The sequence below is a fragment of the Clostridium tyrobutyricum DSM 2637 = ATCC 25755 = JCM 11008 genome, from assembly GCF_000359585.1.
Lineage (GTDB): Bacteria > Bacillota > Clostridia > Clostridiales > Clostridiaceae > Clostridium_B > Clostridium_B tyrobutyricum.
The window spans coordinates 1-17,818 of record NZ_APMH01000005.1 but is presented as its reverse complement, the minus strand read 5'-3'; the positions used below and the strand labels follow the sequence as shown (position 1 = coordinate 17,818).

At 30.5% G+C, this 17,818-nt stretch carries 21 protein-coding genes; 1 reads left to right on the top strand and 20 read right to left on the bottom strand.

What is annotated here, in order from left to right:
• Positions 1 to 86 precede the first annotated feature (86 nt).
• Positions 87 to 743, bottom strand: coding sequence for a helix-hairpin-helix domain-containing protein (locus J418_RS0103925; RefSeq protein WP_017894835.1), 657 nt, complete (start codon positions 741 to 743; stop codon positions 87 to 89).
• Between the two features lie 204 nt (positions 744 to 947).
• Between J418_RS0103925 and J418_RS0103920 the strand changes: the two genes are divergently transcribed.
• A complete protein-coding gene (locus J418_RS0103920) occupies positions 948 to 2,165 on the top strand; it encodes a D-alanyl-D-alanine carboxypeptidase family protein (RefSeq protein ID WP_017751263.1) in 1,218 nt (405 codons plus the stop codon).
• A 40-nt stretch (positions 2,166 to 2,205) separates the two neighbouring features.
• Here J418_RS0103920 and J418_RS0103915 read toward each other — a convergent pair whose 3' ends face one another.
• The 19 genes from J418_RS0103915 to J418_RS16760 all read right to left on the bottom strand — a co-directional run.
• On the bottom strand, positions 2,206 to 3,108 hold the full coding sequence (locus J418_RS0103915) for an RluA family pseudouridine synthase (RefSeq protein WP_017894834.1): 903 nt from the start codon (positions 3,106 to 3,108) through the stop codon (positions 2,206 to 2,208).
• 70 nt (positions 3,109 to 3,178) lie between these two features.
• On the bottom strand, positions 3,179 to 3,559 hold the full coding sequence (locus tag J418_RS0103910) for a RidA family protein (protein WP_017751261.1): 381 nt from the start codon (positions 3,557 to 3,559) through the stop codon (positions 3,179 to 3,181).
• A 14-nt stretch (positions 3,560 to 3,573) separates the two neighbouring features.
• Entirely contained in the window at positions 3,574 to 4,143 is a 570-nt protein-coding gene (gene yqeK / locus J418_RS0103905; protein ID WP_017751260.1) for a bis(5'-nucleosyl)-tetraphosphatase (symmetrical) YqeK, read from the bottom strand.
• A 28-nt stretch (positions 4,144 to 4,171) separates the two neighbouring features.
• The gene (gene nadD / locus J418_RS0103900; RefSeq protein WP_017751259.1) at positions 4,172 to 4,774 is read right to left on the bottom strand and encodes a nicotinate-nucleotide adenylyltransferase; all 603 of its coding nucleotides are present in this window, start codon (positions 4,772 to 4,774) and stop codon (positions 4,172 to 4,174) included.
• Positions 4,775 to 4,794: 20 nt separating this feature from the next.
• A complete protein-coding gene (gene obgE, locus J418_RS0103895) occupies positions 4,795 to 6,069 on the bottom strand; it encodes a GTPase ObgE (RefSeq protein WP_017894833.1) in 1,275 nt (424 codons plus the stop codon).
• 72 nt (positions 6,070 to 6,141) lie between these two features.
• Positions 6,142 to 6,444: a 50S ribosomal protein L27 gene (gene rpmA, locus J418_RS0103890; RefSeq protein ID WP_017751257.1), complete on the bottom strand. Its 303-nt coding sequence runs from the start codon at positions 6,442 to 6,444 to the stop codon at positions 6,142 to 6,144.
• Between the two features lie 4 nt (positions 6,445 to 6,448).
• Positions 6,449 to 6,775, bottom strand: coding sequence for a ribosomal-processing cysteine protease Prp (locus J418_RS0103885; protein WP_017894832.1), 327 nt, complete (start codon positions 6,773 to 6,775; stop codon positions 6,449 to 6,451).
• Between the two features lie 3 nt (positions 6,776 to 6,778).
• Positions 6,779 to 7,093: a 50S ribosomal protein L21 gene (gene rplU / locus J418_RS0103880; RefSeq protein ID WP_017751255.1), complete on the bottom strand. Its 315-nt coding sequence runs from the start codon at positions 7,091 to 7,093 to the stop codon at positions 6,779 to 6,781.
• A gap of 136 nt (positions 7,094 to 7,229) precedes the next feature.
• Entirely contained in the window at positions 7,230 to 8,666 is a 1,437-nt protein-coding gene (locus J418_RS0103875) for an Rne/Rng family ribonuclease (RefSeq protein WP_017751254.1), read from the bottom strand.
• A 17-nt stretch (positions 8,667 to 8,683) separates the two neighbouring features.
• On the bottom strand, positions 8,684 to 9,394 hold the full coding sequence (locus J418_RS0103870) for a TIGR03936 family radical SAM-associated protein (protein WP_017894831.1): 711 nt from the start codon (positions 9,392 to 9,394) through the stop codon (positions 8,684 to 8,686).
• Positions 9,360 to 11,219: a TIGR03960 family B12-binding radical SAM protein gene (locus tag J418_RS0103865; RefSeq protein WP_017751252.1), complete on the bottom strand. Its 1,860-nt coding sequence runs from the start codon at positions 11,217 to 11,219 to the stop codon at positions 9,360 to 9,362. The genes J418_RS0103870 and J418_RS0103865 overlap by 35 nt, the downstream gene beginning before the upstream one ends.
• A gap of 54 nt (positions 11,220 to 11,273) precedes the next feature.
• Complete coding sequence (locus J418_RS0103860) at positions 11,274 to 12,122, bottom strand: M50 family metallopeptidase (RefSeq protein ID WP_017751251.1); 849 nt, start codon at positions 12,120 to 12,122, stop codon at positions 11,274 to 11,276.
• A gap of 21 nt (positions 12,123 to 12,143) precedes the next feature.
• Positions 12,144 to 12,506 (bottom strand): hypothetical protein, encoded by a 363-nt coding sequence (locus J418_RS0103855; RefSeq protein ID WP_017894830.1) that lies wholly within the window; start codon positions 12,504 to 12,506, stop codon positions 12,144 to 12,146.
• Positions 12,507 to 12,639: 133 nt separating this feature from the next.
• The gene (gene mgsA, locus J418_RS0103850; protein ID WP_017751249.1) at positions 12,640 to 13,020 is read right to left on the bottom strand and encodes a methylglyoxal synthase; all 381 of its coding nucleotides are present in this window, start codon (positions 13,018 to 13,020) and stop codon (positions 12,640 to 12,642) included.
• Positions 13,021 to 13,037: 17 nt separating this feature from the next.
• On the bottom strand, positions 13,038 to 14,159 hold the full coding sequence (rodA, locus tag J418_RS0103845; RefSeq protein WP_017894829.1) for a rod shape-determining protein RodA: 1,122 nt from the start codon (positions 14,157 to 14,159) through the stop codon (positions 13,038 to 13,040).
• A gap of 75 nt (positions 14,160 to 14,234) precedes the next feature.
• Positions 14,235 to 14,504, bottom strand: a complete 270-nt coding sequence (minE, locus tag J418_RS0103840) for a cell division topological specificity factor MinE (RefSeq protein WP_017751247.1) — start codon at positions 14,502 to 14,504, stop codon at positions 14,235 to 14,237.
• 11 nt (positions 14,505 to 14,515) lie between these two features.
• Complete coding sequence (minD, locus tag J418_RS0103835; RefSeq protein ID WP_017751246.1) at positions 14,516 to 15,313, bottom strand: septum site-determining protein MinD; 798 nt, start codon at positions 15,311 to 15,313, stop codon at positions 14,516 to 14,518.
• Positions 15,314 to 15,326: 13 nt separating this feature from the next.
• On the bottom strand, positions 15,327 to 15,968 hold the full coding sequence (gene minC, locus J418_RS0103830) for a septum site-determining protein MinC (RefSeq protein ID WP_017751245.1): 642 nt from the start codon (positions 15,966 to 15,968) through the stop codon (positions 15,327 to 15,329).
• Between the two features lie 729 nt (positions 15,969 to 16,697).
• A partial coding sequence (locus tag J418_RS16760; protein WP_152418611.1) for a glycoside hydrolase domain-containing protein occupies positions 16,698 to 17,818 on the bottom strand: 1,121 nt, incomplete at its 5' end.

Genomic DNA, 17,818 nt, shown 5'->3' with positions numbered 1-17,818 from the left:
TATATTACTTATTAAGTATCGTATTCAATTATTTCAACTTTATAAATTAATTATAATACTTTATAAATATTTTGCTAATTCTTTTCTCATCTTACATCTATTTTATCTTTCAACTTTTCAAATGTTTTATCCCCTATTCTATTTACATTTTTTATATCTTCTATATAAGAAAAGTCTCCATTTTGTTCTCTATATTCTATTATATTTTCCGCTGTTACATCCCCTACTCCAGGTATACTCTTTAATTCTTCCTTCGATGCTTTATTTATATTTACTGTTCCATTATCATTTAACCCAGGTTTTTCATCTTTATTAGAATTGTTTTTACCATCGCCATCTTTTTTTATTTCATCTACATGTATATAATCCTCATCCTTTAGCTTCTTTGCCAAATTTAAACTGTATGTATCAGCAGTATCTTTAAAACCACCTGATATTTTAACTAAATCTTCCACTCTGCTGTCATTCTTAAGTTCATACACCCCAGGATTTTTAACCTGACCATTTATGTATACCGTTATAGTACCATAACTTTTATTATCCTGAGTTTTTTGGTTTTTTACCCCTTCCTGTCTAAATATATCTTCATTACTTGACACATTGGCAGGTTTTGAGTTAGTATATCCTACGATTAGAAAAATAATAAATACTATTAAAATTATACATGATCCAACTATTTTCTTTTTATAATTACTTTCATTGCATTTAGCAATAAATCTATTAATTTTATGAATTATACTCATAATATACCTCCATTTATATAAATTTGCATTATTTATTACTCTGATTTACAATGTATAATTGCACTAATTATTTATATTATTGACAATTATTTAAAATTATTTAGCATACATTATGTTTTTTTGGTATAATGTTATAAACAAAACTTAATAAATGATCAATATAAATCTAAATTTTAGGTTTATTTGACTATTTTAGGAGGAAACATGAAAAAAATAATTACATTAACAATATTACTATTATTGCTTGTTAGTTATGGCAACCAATATAAAGTTTATGCCCTACAAAAACCTCCTTCAGTTTCAGCGGACAGTGCCGTTGTATTAGATGCTACAACTGGTGAAGTTCTCTATTCAAAAAATCCTGATTCCGCATATCCGCCAGCTTCTACTACTAAAATAATGACTGCACTTTTAGTATTTGAAAACACAAACTTAAACAGTGAAGTAACCGTCGGTAAAAATCCACCTAATGTTGATGGAACTAGAGTTGGCTTAATTGAAGGTGAAAAGTTAACAGTAAGAGACTTATTATATGGATTACTACTTGCTTCTGATAATGATTGTGCAGAAGCTCTAGCAGAATATGTAGGTAATGGATCAATGGGCAAATTTGTAGATATGATGAATGATCGTGCTTTAGAATTAGGTGCCAATCATACTCATTTTGTAAATCCAAGTGGTTTATTTAACAAAGATCATAAGACATCTGCAAAAGATCTTGCTCTTATAATGGAAAAATTATCTGCAAATCCTGAATATTCAAAAATAGCTACTACACTTTCATATACAATTAAACCAACTAATAAATCAAAAGCTTCAAGAACTGTATGGAATGAAAATAGATTGGTTCAAAAAACATCTCGTTATTATTATGAAGGGGCAATTGGTGGGAAAACAGGTTATACTATTCAATCCCTTCATTCTTATGTAGCATCAGCTGTAAGAGGAGATCATAAATTGATTGTATCTTTAGTACATGACAAGAATAAAACATTCTTTCCTGATTCAATAGCTTTATTTAACTACGGATTCAATAATTTCAAACTTGAAAAATTATATTCCAAAGGAGATCTAGTAACTACATATAAAGATGAAAAATTATTTGTACCATTAAAAGCTGAATCTGATTTTTACTATACAAAACCAATAGATTCTACATCGAATCCTAAAGTTGTTTTAAAAAATACCAACTTAAATCTAAAATCCTTTAATAAAGGTGATTTTATAGAAAATGCCAATGTCTTACTAAATGGAAAAAATATTGGAACTATTAAGCTTGCAAGCGGAATAACTCATGAATCCAAAAATTTATTAAGCGAAAAATTAGATAAGACATTAAATATAAATATAACATATTCTATCTTAGGAATGGCTATTATATTTATAGGTGGAATTATATTCTTAATAAAGAAAAGAGCATGATTAAAAGATAAGCTAAAAACCTATAATGACATCAAAGTTTTTAGCTTATCTCTTCTATTAATTCTTGCATGTCCTTAGGTAATTCAGTTTCAATCTCCAATATATTGCCTGTTCTAGGATGAGGAAATCTAAGTCTATATGCATGCAGTGCCTGTCTGGTTATATACTTGGAATCATCTTCTTCACAATATAATGTATCTCCATAGATTGGATATCCTATATTGCTTAAATGTACTCGGATTTGATGAGTCCTACCTGTCTCTAAAGTCAATTTGACAACATCCCCCAACCTTAAACTTTTAAGTACACTGTAATGAGTTATACTCTTCTGCCCTCGCTCATCTATTATTCTCTTTATTCCCATTCTCTCAGGTTTATATATAGGAAGATCTATAACTCCCTTTGTATCTATCATTGTATTATGAACTACTGCAATATAGCTTTTCTCAAAATCTTCTCCCTTCATATCTCTCGCAAGAGCCATATGTGAAAATTGATTTTTTCCAACTATTACAAGACCTGAAGTATCCATATCAAGTCTACTGACCAGCCTAACTATACACTGCTCACCATTTTGTCTAAAGTGATATATCAATCCATTGGCAAGAGTTCCACTTTGATAACATTTTGTAGGATGTACAACCATTCCAGGCCTCTTGTTTACTACTATTATATCATCATCTTCATATGCAACATCCAGATCCATCTTTTCTGGATCAATATTTTGAGTTTCCTTCTTACATATATCCACAGATACCAGGTCTTTGGATTTTATTACATAATTAAGTTTTGCTCTTTTATTGTTAACTTCTATCCTTCCATCTAAAGCAGCACTTTTTATAAGTCTTCCAGATAGTCTTTGATTTCTTCTAAGATACTCTCTTAATTTTAAACCTTGTTCATCTTCCTTTATATTAAACAGCAATTTATTTTTATGTTCCATTTTATTCTCCTATATTGTGTTAGTCTGGAGTATATACTTCAAACTAACACATATGAAATCAACTATAAAATTATTGTAATAATGCTATTACTTCTATCTCTACAAGAGCATCTTTTGGAAGTTTTACTTCTACACAAGATCTTGCAGGCATATCTTTTTTAAAATATCTTGCATAAACTTCATTTACTTTTGCAAAATCGCCTATATCTTTTACAAATACTGTAGTTTTAACAACATTATCAAATGAAGTACCTGCTTCTTCTAAAATTGCTCCTACATTTTCTAAGGATCTTTCAGCAGCTTTTTGAACATCTCCTGAAACAAGTTCACCTGTTTTTGGATCCAATGGTATTTGCCCTGAAACAAATAAAAGATTACAAGCCTTAACAGCCTGTGAATATGGTCCTACTGCAGCTGGTGCTTTTTTAGTATTTACTATTTCTTTTGTCATAAAAAACCCTCCATTTATTTATATTGAGAAATTAAATAATTTCTACCTTTTATAGTATTTAAGTGCAAAAGCTGGCCTTTATTTAGTACATGCCTTATTGTACTATTGAAGGAATGGAGCAATGCCTTATCCAGGCTTTTCTCTGCCTCCTGCCTTATATCATCAACTCCAGGAAAGTCACGCATAGGTTCAATATAATCTGCCAAATAAATTATCTTTTCAAGAATAGTCATATTTGGTCTTCCTGTAGTATGATAGGCTACAGCACTTAATATATCTGTATCATTTATTCCCATCTTATCTTTTGCAATCACACAAGCTACTACTCCATGAAGAAGATTAGGAGTTTCTTCTAAAACTTCATCTATATTAATTCCATTTTCATTTGCAATGGATATTAAGTCACTATCTGACATACACTTTGCACAATCGTGAATAAGGCCTGCTAATCTAGCTTTTTTTTCATCTGCTCCATATCTATTAGCCAGTTTGCCGGCTGTATCCCTAACACCCAGGCTATGTTGATATCTCTTTGGTTTAAGATTAGCCTTCAAATATTGTTCTATCTGTTCCTCATCCCACATTTTTATCATCACTCCAACATAAAATATTCTATTTGTAAAGCTCATATTTTTTTATTATATCATAAACATTTCCCGGTAAAAGGTAACTTATATTTCTTCCCATTTTAATATTCTCTCTTATATTAGTTGAGGATATATCCAAAAGAGGCGCATCCAAAAATATAATTTTTGCTGCATATTTGTTTTCAATCTTCTTCTTTTGTTGTCTTATATTTTCCATATTGAATCCAGGCCTATTAAATACTATAAAATTGCTCAATTCAAATATTCCCCTTGGATTATTCCATTCTTCCACCTGCATTAGGCAATCCATGCCTGTTAAAAAATACCATTCAGTATTGTTTTCTACCTCATTGAAATGTTTTAAAGTATCGTATGTGTAACTTAAATTTTTCTTTTTTATTTCATAATCGCTTACTAAAAATTTTCTTTCCTCTTGTATAGCCTTCCTAACCATATCAAATCTAATATAAGAATCAGTTATTTTATTGCCTAATTTATGAGGCGGTGTACCTGATGGTACAAATATTACTTCATCCAATTTAAGAGCATACAATGCCTCATAAGCTATATGTATGTGCCCATTATGTATAGGATCAAATGTTCCACCAAAAATAGCCTTTTTAATCATATATTTCTCTCTCCACATTATTATAGAAGATATTCAAATTCAAAATCATTTAATCTTATAATATCTCCATCTTTTATTCCCATATTCGTAAGTTCTTCCATAACTCCCTTGTTTTTTAATACTTTGTAAAAATATCTCAACTCATTATAGTCATTTACATTAACACTGGCAAGAAGTCTATCTACAAAACTACCTTCAACTATATAAGTATTTTCTTCTTTTTTTACAGTATAGGTAAATCTCTTTTCTTCAGGTACAAATCTATCCGCTTCATCTATTTCCATATCTTTAACAGGTATATTGCTAAGCATTCCAGCAGCTTCCTTCATCAATTCATTCAATCCCTGTTTCGTAGCTGCAGATATTTTAAATACCTTGTCATATCCCAATTCTGCCAACTTGTTTTTAAATTCTTCAAACACAGTTTCATCGTAAAGCATATCAGCTTTATTGGCAGCAATTATCTGAGGTCTATCCCATAACTTCACATCATATTTTTTTAATTCCTCATTAATTTTAATAAAATCTGAAAAGGCATCTCTGCCTTCTATTTGAGATATGTCTACAACGTGTATTAAAATTCTTGTTCTTTCAATATGCCTTAAAAATTTAAGTCCAAGTCCAGTTCCTGTTGAAGCTCCTTCTATTATACCTGGTATATCAGCTATTACAAAACTATTTATTCCAGGAACATCAACTACTCCTAAATTAGGGTTTAATGTTGTAAAATGATAGTTTGCAATTTTAGGTGTTGCCTTTGTAACTACTGAAAGCAATGTTGATTTACCTACGTTAGGGAATCCAATAAGTCCCACATCAGCCAACACTTTAAGTTCAAGGGAAATATATCGTTCTTCGCCTGGCATTCCAGGTTCAGCGAATTCAGGTGCCTGCCTTGTAGGGGTAGTAAATCTTACATTTCCCTTTCCACCTTTTCCTCCTTTTGCTACTGTATATTTATCACCAGGGTGAGATAAATCCATCATTATTTTATTGGTATTTACATCTCTGATTACAGTACCCATTGGAACTTTTATATAAAGATCCTTTCCCTTTTTACCAAAACATTTTGATCCGGCACCATTTGTACCTCTCTCAGCTTTGTATTTTCTCTTGTAAGTAAAATCAAGAAGAGTGGTACTATTATCATCAGCTACTAATATTACGTCTCCTCCGTCTCCTCCATCTCCTCCATCCGGGCCACCTAGAGGAACATATTTTTCTCTTCTAAAGGATATGGCTCCATCTCCTCCATCTCCCGATTTCACAAATATTCTAGCAGTATCTACAAACATTTTATCACTTCCTTCTATTCAAATATGTTATTATTTTAAAAAAGACACCCTATAAGGGTGTCCTATGCAGTATTATTCAACTACTAATTCTTCCTCAGCTAAAGGATACACACTAGCTCTTTTTCTATCTCTTCCTACTCTTTCAAATTTAACTATTCCGTCTACTTTAGCAAAAAGAGTATCATCAGAACCTCTACCAACATTATTTCCTGGATGGATTTTTGTTCCTCTCTGCCTAACTAATATGTTTCCAGCTAAAACAAATTCACCATCTGCAGATTTAGCTCCAAGCCTCTTGGATTCACTATCTCTACCATTTTTTGTACTACCCATTCCTTTTTTATGGGCAAATAATTGAAGATCCATTGTGAACATACAACTACACCTCCTTTACACTTATACTTATATATTTATCATAATTAAATTCTATTTTTTTTAAGCCAAGCAACATAGTTTCCATAAGTACCTGACACTTTTCAATATGTAATGCTGACATACCCTTTAATGAAAAACTTAAGAATCCATCATCTATAGAATATTTCACATTAAATTTAAGTACTTCTGTCAATCCAATCAATATACTCTGTGATAAGACAGAAACGGCACAACATACAAGATCATATCCATCATCTACTGAATCTGCATGACCCTTTAATTTAACTGATATCAATTTAAAGGACCTTTTTTCAAATTCTACCTTAATCATAGTCTAGGCATCAATTTTTTCTATCTGTAATTTAGTATATGGCTGTCTATGTCCCTGTTTCTTTCTATAGTCTTTCTTTCTCTTGTACTTGAATACAACTATCTTTTTATTCTTTCCTTGAGCTAAAACCTTGGCACTTACTTTAGCACTTTCTAATTCAGACTTTCCAACAACTAATTTGCCATCTTCCTTGCTTACTGCAAGTACATTGTCAATTTCAACTGTTGAATCCACATCAGCATTGATCTTTTCAACATATATAACGTCTCCTTCTGAAACCTTATATTGTTTTCCTCCAGTAACTAAAACTGCGTACATTAAAACACCTCCTCAATCCAGTCTCGCCTAAAAGGTATGTATATTTAAATATACAATTTATCAAACCTAATTCGAGCGGTCTACACATGGTATTGTAGCATACATAACTTTCTTTGTAAAGCTTAGAGAACTCCATCTATTTATTTAATTTAAATTCTTTAAATTCATCAATTTGATTTGAAAATACAAGAGGCTCCACTTTAAAATATTCAGTATGTGAATATGTCAAATATATATTTTTGTGTTTTGATCCTATACTATTTAAAAAATATTGAGTGTTTTTTTCAATATCTCTTTTATAAGTATTTCCAATTTCAATATGAATATTCTGTATAATGCCTTCCTCATTTATTCTTTCTATCTCATTTTTTATTAGCATACTTATATAGGAAAACTTGATTCTGTTTCCACTTCCCCTACAGCATTTACACTTTTCCTCTATACTGTCATATATGGATCTGCCAAATCTTTTCCTTGCAATTTGCACTAGATTTAGCTCTGTAAATTGATATACCAAAGTTTTATTTTTGTCATCAAAAAATCCCTTTCTCAGCAATTCCAAAATTTGTGATTTGTTTTCTTGCTTATCCATATCTATAAAATCTATTAAAATGATTCCACTTAGATTTCTTAATCTTATCTGCCTTACAATCTCTTGTGCAGCCTGTAGATTTGTAGTAAACACAGTATGCTCCATAGAACTTCCTTTTACATTCTTTCCTGAATTTACATCTATGACATACATTGCTTCAGTCTTATCTATAACTATATATCCACCGCATTTTAAATAAACTCTTTTATTTCTAAGGGATAGTATTTCATTTTCTATATTATAGTAATCAAATATATTTCTATTGCCTGAATAAAATTCAATATTGTTTATATTATAGTTATATTGTTCTAAATGTCCCTTTATTTTTTCATAGTCATCTTCATTGTGAACATATATCATAAAATTATCATCCTGCAATTTGTCTCTCAATATTTTTCCGATTATCCCATCTCCTGCAAAAATCAGGCCTGATTTTAAAGAGTATTCATTCTTTATAATTATTTTTTTATAGATTTCATAGAGACTATCAAATTCCATTTTTATGGTGCTTGAAGAAGCCTCATGTCCTAATGTCCTAATCATTATCCCCATACCATCGGGTATATGTAAGTTATGTATAATATTTTTTTTGAATTCATTATCAATTATTTTTTTTGAAAACTCAATACCTTTGCCAGTATTATTTAAAACACAGTATTTCCCGGGTATATTTATACAATTTGATACCCTTGCACCTTTTTTACCAAGATCCTCTTTTATAACCTGAACAAGAATTTCCTGTCCTTTTTTCAACTTTGAATTTTTCAATCTATTATCAAGATACATATATACATTTTTATTTTCACCTATATCTATAAAAACAGATTTTATAGCAGGAACTATATTTTTTACTATACCTTTATATACTTCACCTGGATAGGGCTGACCATTTTGTTGAAAAAATAATTCTTTAAGTATATCCTGTTCTCTAAATGCAATTCTCAAAAATTTCTCATTTCTATCTATAAATATCTTTTTCAAAATTTCACACCTTCTATTCAGTTGACGTTCACTAGTTTATCAAGTGTAATTAATTTATTATCAAGCTTTCCATACATTTCTTCTCGCATTATATCTATAAAAGCATCTTTATCAGATCCTTCTGTTCTCTCTTGAATATATTGTCCCAAAAGTTCTGCAGACAGGTTTTCCCTGCTTCCACAACTTATTATTGTATCTATTACAAGTACATTATCTTTTAATTTATAATTTATGCTCTTTATAAATTTTTTTATATTTGATTCTACTTTTCCTCGCTTGCTCTTTTTTAATGTATTCCACTGATCTTCTTTTAATAATTCCTCCATATTTGATAAAACATTTGAAGAATTTGAATACTTTATTTTTATAATATACTTTGCAGCATAAACTTCAGCCATTGATTTAAATGTTTTCTTATTTGGAATATCATTTATTTTATTTGCCTTAAATATCTTTACTCCTGCAGGTGCACTTTCATTTAATTTTTCTTTTATATAATTTTCACAAACTTCCTTTTCAAAGCAAACATCCATATAATCTCCACAAGAATATACACCTACTGAAAGCGGCTGAGCAATTGACATATTTATGTGTGGATTAAAACCCTTGGAATACTCCACTGGAAGTTTTGATCTTCTCATCATTCTCTGTATTGTTCTCATAAGATCCAAATGGCCAATAAATTTTATACTGCTATCCTTGCTGAATTTTATTAAATACCGAACCATTAAAACACTCCCCATCCAAATTGATATTTACTCCACAATTTTCGCATCCCAATCTGCAATCTGGAGTTACTTGAGATAATTTAGCTCTTTCATTTTCTCTTATTAAATATTCTTTATTTACTCCTACATCTATAAAATCCCAGGGTAAAATTTCATCATAGTCTCTCTGTCTATAGGCATAGAAATCACCATTGACTTCACATTTTTCAAATGCTGAAGTCCATATATCAAAATTGAAATATTCTGACCATCCATCCAACTTGGCACCCATTTTAAAAGCTTCCACCAATACATCACAAAGTCTTCTATCTCCCCTTGCAAATACGGCCTCTAAATAACTTACAGGACTTTCATGCCAGTTATAGGTTATCTGCTTTCTTTTAATGGATTTTCTAAGTACCTGTATTTTCTCTCTAATATCTTCCATTTTTATTTGTGGCGACCACTGAAAAGACGTAAATGGCTTTGGAACAAATATGGACGTACTTACAGTTACTTTTAATCCTTTTTTTCTCTTTTCCTTTGGTACTGAGAAATACTGATCTACAACTTTTTCTGCTAAATCGGAAATTCCAATTATATCATCTAAAGTCTCATATGGAAGACCTATCATAAAGTATAATTTTATAGTTGACCACCCTGATTCAAATGCATTTTTTACTGAGTCCATAAGATTCTTTTCAGTAACTCCCTTATTTATGACATCACGCATTCTCTGACTTCCTGCTTCTGGTGCAAAAGTCAGCCCTGTTTTTCTTACTTTCTGTATTTCATTTATAAGACCTACAGAAAAAGAGTCTACTCTAAGAGATGGTAGTGATAGCCCAATTTTATCACTTTCATATTTCAGCATAAATGAGTGAACCAGATTTTTTAAATCAGAGTAATCACATATACTCAATGATGTGAGAGAAACTTCTGAATAGCCTGTATTTTCTATAATACTATCTGCCTGCTCCAAGAGTTTATCAGTTGTTTTTTCTCTAACCGGTCTATATATTATACCTGCCTGACAAAATCTACAACCTCTCGTACATCCTCTAAACGTTTCAAGCATTACCCTGTCATGAACTATATCAGTATATGGTACTATAAGTTTATCAGGATAATCAACTTTGTTTAAATCCTTTATTATTGTCTTTTTTACTTTAGAAGGGACATCTGCATATATAGGACTAAATTTTTGTATTGTACCATCATTATTGTAATCCACAGTATAAAGTGATGGAACATATACTCCCTCTATATGAGATGCCTCTCTTAAAAATTTCTTTTTATTTCCCTTGTATTCTTTATAAACTTCTATTATTTCCTGAAGCTGTTCTTCTCCTTCGCCAATAGAGAACAAATCTACTATGTCATACAGCGGCTCAGGATTATATGCACATGGTCCTCCACATATTACTAAAGGATCATCCTCACTTCTTTCAGAAGCTCTTATAGGCACCCCTGCCAAATCAAGCATATTTAATATGTTTGTATAACTCATTTCATATTGAAGTGTGAATCCTATAAAATCGAAGTCCTTAATGGGATCTTTGCTTTCAAGAGCATACAATAATATTTCCTTTTCCCGCATTAAATTTTCAAGGTCAGGCCAAGGTGTAAAGACTCTTTCACAATACGTATCTTCTCTCTTATTTAAAATGTAATAAAGTATTTTCATTCCGAGATGAGACATTCCTACTTCATACACATCTGGAAAACAAAATGCAAATCTTACATCTACATTATTTTTATCTTTTATAAAGGAGTTCAGTTCCCCACCAATATATCTTGCAGGCTTCTCTACTCTAAATAATATATCATCAGAAATTCTGTTCATTAAAAATCCTCCTCTTAAGTACATTTCTATATTCTAACATAAGAATAATCTTTTTTAAACACTATTATTCTTTAAAAATTCCTCTAAAGTAATGTTACCATATATCTTAAGTGCATCAACTATTTCCTCTTCATATACTATATCCATAACCTTCATCGAATCGTTTAATACCATAAATACATTGTATTTATTTTTATCAAACATACCCATAGCCGTTAACAAATTCTGCTTGTAGTGTATGGATAAATGTCTATTCTCTATATACCCTCTTTTTATAAATTTATATTTTTTCTTAAATATATCTCCCATAATTATATATGCTATCCTTTCATTTTCTTTAAGAGAGGACATGACTATGAACAACCCTATGATTCCTACATTAAATACGCTATCCTTCTTTAAAAAACTTATTACATAAATAAGCATTAATATAACACCTATAATAATGCTCACCCTAATCATAATTTTATTGGCTTTTCTATAATTGGTTTTAAGATTTAGAATACTTCTAAATATTCTACCTCCATCCAGAGGAAAAGCAGGTATTAAATTAAATATTCCTATAGCCAAATTTATATAGCAAAATGTATAAAATATATGCATACCTGACTTTGCATAAATAGTATAAAATATTAGTGAAAAAGCCAAATTTGCCAGAGGTGCACAGGATGAAATTGCAATATCTTCTTTTGGGGTAGCCTCGTCTAAATCCTTTAGTTTTATAACTGTTCCAACTGCTATAAATTCTATATCGAATCCAGAAATATTATAATGTCTTGCAAATATATAGTGTATTAACTCATGACAAAAAACTACTATAAATGTATAAAGAATTTGTTCTCTATAGCCTATGATAATTAAAAATACTACATATGGAATAAAATATCTGCTTATTTTTATCAAAAAATCTATCTCACAGACATTTTAATTCGGCAAATTAATTTGCACTCTATTGATTATATTTCTAGTGGTATTTTTTAAATCTTTAAACGAAATATTTGTTATCCGATCTTTTATACTATTATAATCATAGGTTTCATTTATAACTTTTTTAGAATAACTGTATACAGCTTTAGTTTCAGGAGTTGATATAAGCCTACATCCCACTACAATAACAGATAAAATCAAAACCCCCGTTAAATCTCTTATAATCCTCTTTGTAATAAACTTTCCTATATTAAATTTATTATTTCTATTGTTAGTAGTTTTATTATAATGTGGAATATATTTAGCTTTTCCCTTTAACTGATTATAATAATCTTCGTATTGTGAATTGTAATATCCCAAAACTTATCACCCTTCTATATCATTATACATAACCTATATATATTTGAGATACCTGTAAATTATGATAGACATCAGCATAAAAATAAGAGAAACCAGCATAAATCTTATACTGATTTCTCTTATTACATAATTACTATTCATTGCTTACATGCATTCTAAGGACTTTTACAAATACTTCTGCAGCTGCAAGATTGGTAGCCAGAGGTACACTATGCACATCACATATTCTAAGCAGTGCGGATATATCAGGTTCATGAGGTTGTGCTGTAAGTGGATCCCTCATGAAAAATACAAGATCTATATCACCCTGGGCAACTCTTCCTCCTATTTGCTGATCTCCTCCTAAAGGTCCTGAAAGGAATCTATGTACTTCTAAACCTGTAATTTCACTTATAAGCTTTCCAGTAGTTCCTGTACCAAACAATTCATGTTCTTTAAAAACATCCTTGTATCTTCTTACAAAATCTACTATATCATCTTTCTTTTTATCATGTGCTATAAAAGCAATTCTCATTAATCTTCCCCCTTTATTTAAAAATTAATCTTTTTTCTTCTCATTCCTATGTTTAATACGAGAGCTAGGCCAATAAATGCACTTAAAAGAGAACTTCCTCCATAACTCATAAAAGGCAGTGTAATTCCTGTTATAGGAAGCAGCCCTATGGTCATTCCTATATTCTGCAGTATTGAAAACAACATTGTAGATACCATTCCGACACATACTACTGACCCAAATATATCCTTGGACTCTCGTGATATAGTTATAATTCTATATAGTACAATGGCATAGAACAATATAAGTACTCCAGCTCCCAAAAATCCCCATTCCTCTCCTACTACAGAGAATATAAAATCAGTAGATGCAAATGGAACATATCCTCCTGAAATTTGAGTTCCCTTTAAAAATCCCTTTCCAAGTATTCCTCCAGATCCTATTCCTATTTGGGATTGTAAAAGCTGAAGTGAATAACTTTTTGCATATTTCTCTGGATTAAACAATGCCAGCACTCTCATCTTCTGATATTTTTCTATAAGTGAAGATTTCCATGCTATAGTTACTATTCCTGCAACAGCTGCAACAGCTATGCCTATACTTTTCAAATTAAGTCCTGACACAAAATATATGCCAAATACAGTAAAAAAGCAGACCATGGTCATTCCCAAATCAGGCTGTTTTACTATAAGGGCCATAGGTATCAGTGCATAAATTGTCAATTTCAAAAAATTTCTAAAGTTATTTATATTCCCATCCATATCGTCCAGCTGCTTTGCCAACATTACAATAATTCCTATTTTGGCAATCTCGGATGGTTGAAAGGAAACAGGTCCTAATTTTATCCACGATGCAGCTCCATTAACCGTGGATTTAATACCAGGGATACAATTTAGGACAAGCAAAAATACTCCAAACCAATATATTATACTAGAATAATTTTCTATTATCTTATAGTCAACAACCAATATAATATATGTCAATATAATTCCACCTATTATCCATATAAGCTGGCTTTTCAAATAACTAAATCCTGATGTCATACGGGTAGCACTATATATATTCAAAACTCCAAATACAGCAATAATCAACACCGTTATAATTATTGTAAAGTCAAGTTCTCTTAAAAGCCTTCTGTCAATAGCCAATTTTTCAAGCATTCTATCTACCTCCACTATAACTATTTAGATTATACCATATAGTTATGAAAAAGCTATGTACAAATTTATACATAGCTAATTTTTGTGCTTTACTTTTTTAATGGGTATGCTTGCAACCAATGCTGGAGATCCTTCTCCTACATCTTCTTCGGCACTCGTCATCTTTACTTCTACATCCCCACAATCAATTTCGATATATTTTGACAATACTTTTAGAATATCCTCTTTTATATTTTCCAATAAATCAGGGGACATATTGGATCTATCATGTATAAGTATTAATCTTAATCTTTCCTTTGCCACCTCTTTAGAAGGTTTTTTTGAAAAGATCTTAAATAAGTCCATCAAATTACCTCCTATTTAATACCAAATATTTTTTTAATAGATGAAAAGAATCCCTGCTGACCTGCACTAAAATCCATAAATGGTACATTCTCTCCAGTTATCCTCTTTGCTATATTTCTAAATGCATGTCCGGATAGTGATTTACTATCTAAAACTACAGGTTCCCCTTTATTTGTTGATACTGTTATTTCCCTGTCATCAGGTACTACACCTATTAATTCTATGGCAAGGCTGTCCAATATATCATTTACATCAAGCATTTGTCCATTTTTAGTCATTTCATAATTTATTCTATTTACTATAAGTTGATGATTTTCAAGCCCTTTGGAATCCAATTTTCCTATTACTCTATCTGAATCCCTTACAGATGTAACTTCAGGATTGACTACAACCAATGCCCTGTCAGCTCCTACAATTGCATTTTCAAATCCCTGTTCAATTCCTGCAGGGCAGTCAATTATAACATAATCAAATTCTCTCTTTAACTGAGATATTAGATTAAACATATCTTCACTGTTTACGTCCTCTTTATCTCTCGTCTGAGCTGTAGGCAAAAGATATAAGTTGGAGAATCTTTTATCCTTTATAAGTGCCTGCTTTAATTTACATTTTTCCTCTATTACGTCTATAAGTGTAAACACTATTCTGTTTTCCAGTCCCATGAGAACATCTAAATTTCTAAGTCCCGTGTCCCCATCAACTAAAACCACACTTTTATCCAGCGCAGCTAATCCCGTTCCTATATTAGCTGTAGTAGTAGTTTTACCAACTCCTCCTTTACCTGATGTGACTACAATTGATTCTCCCATAAAAAAACCTCCATTATATAAATTTGTTAGGTAAATAAGGCTCAACAATTATTGTATTACCTCTAATTCGTGCTACTTCAGGATATCTTGGCTTTATACTGTCTTCTGGTGACCTAGTTACCATGTTTGCAATTTGAAGCATTTCTGGTTCAAGATAAAATGAAGCAACTATTGCCTTGGAGTTGCCGCTGAATCCAGCATGGGCAAAACCCCTGAGTGCACCAAACACAATTATATTGCCTCCAGCATATATTTCAGATCCAGAATTCACATCACCAATTACAACTATATTACCAGAATAATTTATAACCTGTCCACTTCTAACTGTCCTTCGTACAAATTTAGTCCGCCCTTCATAAATCCCTGAAAATATCTTGCTGGATTTTTCCTCTCTATCTTCAAATATACAGTCCTTTATCAAAAATTCTTCGAATAAAATATCTTTAAGCTTTCTATATTGCCTATCTGTTATGTATTTAAAATCAGTAATTATTTTAAGGGTGCATCCTTTATAAAAAGTTTTTCCCGGTGAAAGCCTCCTATTTAAAGTTTCAACCATATCATCAAAATCTCTAAACTTATTCATATTTATAATTATGTTTATTCCATCTCTGTTTCCTTTAATTACTATATTATTATCATTATTATCGAACATGTCAGTAGACCTCCATAACACACCTATTATATTATTCAACACCATTACTGTAAATCCTGCTAATTTATGATTTTATTTTGAGAAATAATAGAACTTGCAAACAATTTAATTTATGGTATAAAATAGAAGTAATGTTATGTTTATTCAGTATATTTAACTGTTTTATTTCTAGAAAAAGTAATTGCATATAAAGGAGCCCACTATGACTATATCGTTAAAAGTATTAAAAATATTGTTAAAAAGTCAATTATTAAGCATAATTTTCGCCATTATTTCTAGATTTCATATAAACTTACTATTATCTCATACAAATTTATTAACTAATTCTATAGCATTGATTTTTAGCTTTATTTTATTTATACTATTTTGCATAATAATAAATATTTTATTTTTAAACAGAAATTTAATTAATGTCATTTTAATTGCTATATCCTATGTAATTTACTGGTATTTATTTTCATCTAAAATATTGTTATTTTATTCGCATAATAATTCAAATGATTATGGATTTGGTATTTTAGGAATATCTATAGAATTATTTGTTGGTTTATTCCAATATGTAATTGTAATAATATCTAGTGTAGTTGCTGTGTCCATACACCAAACGAAAAATGCCCTTAAAAATAATGATTAATAGTATTATATATTGTAAATCAAGATAATAGAAGTATATTAAGAATACTTCTATTATCTCGACTTTTTATACTATAATGATACAATTAGTTTATACTAATTATTAAGCTTTTCATAATAAGATATTCCAAGCTTTATATTTTCTTGGTCTTTTGGATCATCTCCATATGGTGGATTACCAGTGTAAGTTCCCCAATTTGGATTGCTAGTACCCGCTTTAACTTGTGCATATCCTGCAGCTCTACATAACAATTCATCACTAAATCCATATACTTTTCCTAAGTATCCATATAATATATTTCCAGGAGCATCTCCTCTAATTGCCTCTTTATCAAAATAATAAAACTTATCATCCCAACCTTGATTTTTTAGATCTAAAAGTCCATTATTACGAACAATTTCATAAAATTCTGCTAACTTTACTATTGTTGAAGCACTAGACCAATCTGATTCATATATATACTGATATCTTATCATCAAATTTTTTAGTTCTTGAGTTATATCACGTATTTTCCAACCATTATTTTTACCGGAAGAAATATCATTATCAATTTCTATATATCCGGATCCACTTCCAAGTGAAATAGTATGAATTTGATCAAATGCCCAGTCTTGCGGTAGAGTATATCCTAAATTTCCACTAAATCCTGAAGACATATCACATACAAAACTACTGCATGAATATCCGGCATTAGCAATTCTGCTGCAAACATTTCTAGGTGCATATATACCTATATTATACTTTGAACCTAACTCAGTAAATGTATTCTTAATTGCCTTAAAATAAGGGATTATAGCATTCGTCACATTTATATCTAGAGCATCGAAATCAACTGTAAAATATATTATTGTACCATCAGGAAATCCTAGATTATTGGCCGCAGCTATTGCAGAATTTGCATCTGATACTCCCTGTGATGAAGTAAAGTAAATCAAATTATATCCTCCAACTTCAAATATTGGAACAACTTTGAGGTTATTGGCAAATATAGTTTCTAATTCATCATGTGTCATTGCATATATTCCCGTAAGATATCTTCCAACTATTTCATATCCATTGGCTTTTAATGTAGCTGCTTTTTCAGCTGTTATAGTTGTAGAACAGTCGCATGCCGTACCTTTTCTGTTTGGATCGCCTGTACTAACTAAAAGTGATGCCCATGTTTGAGATCCTGCATAACCATCTGCAGTTAAACCTACAAACTGTTGAAAATTTA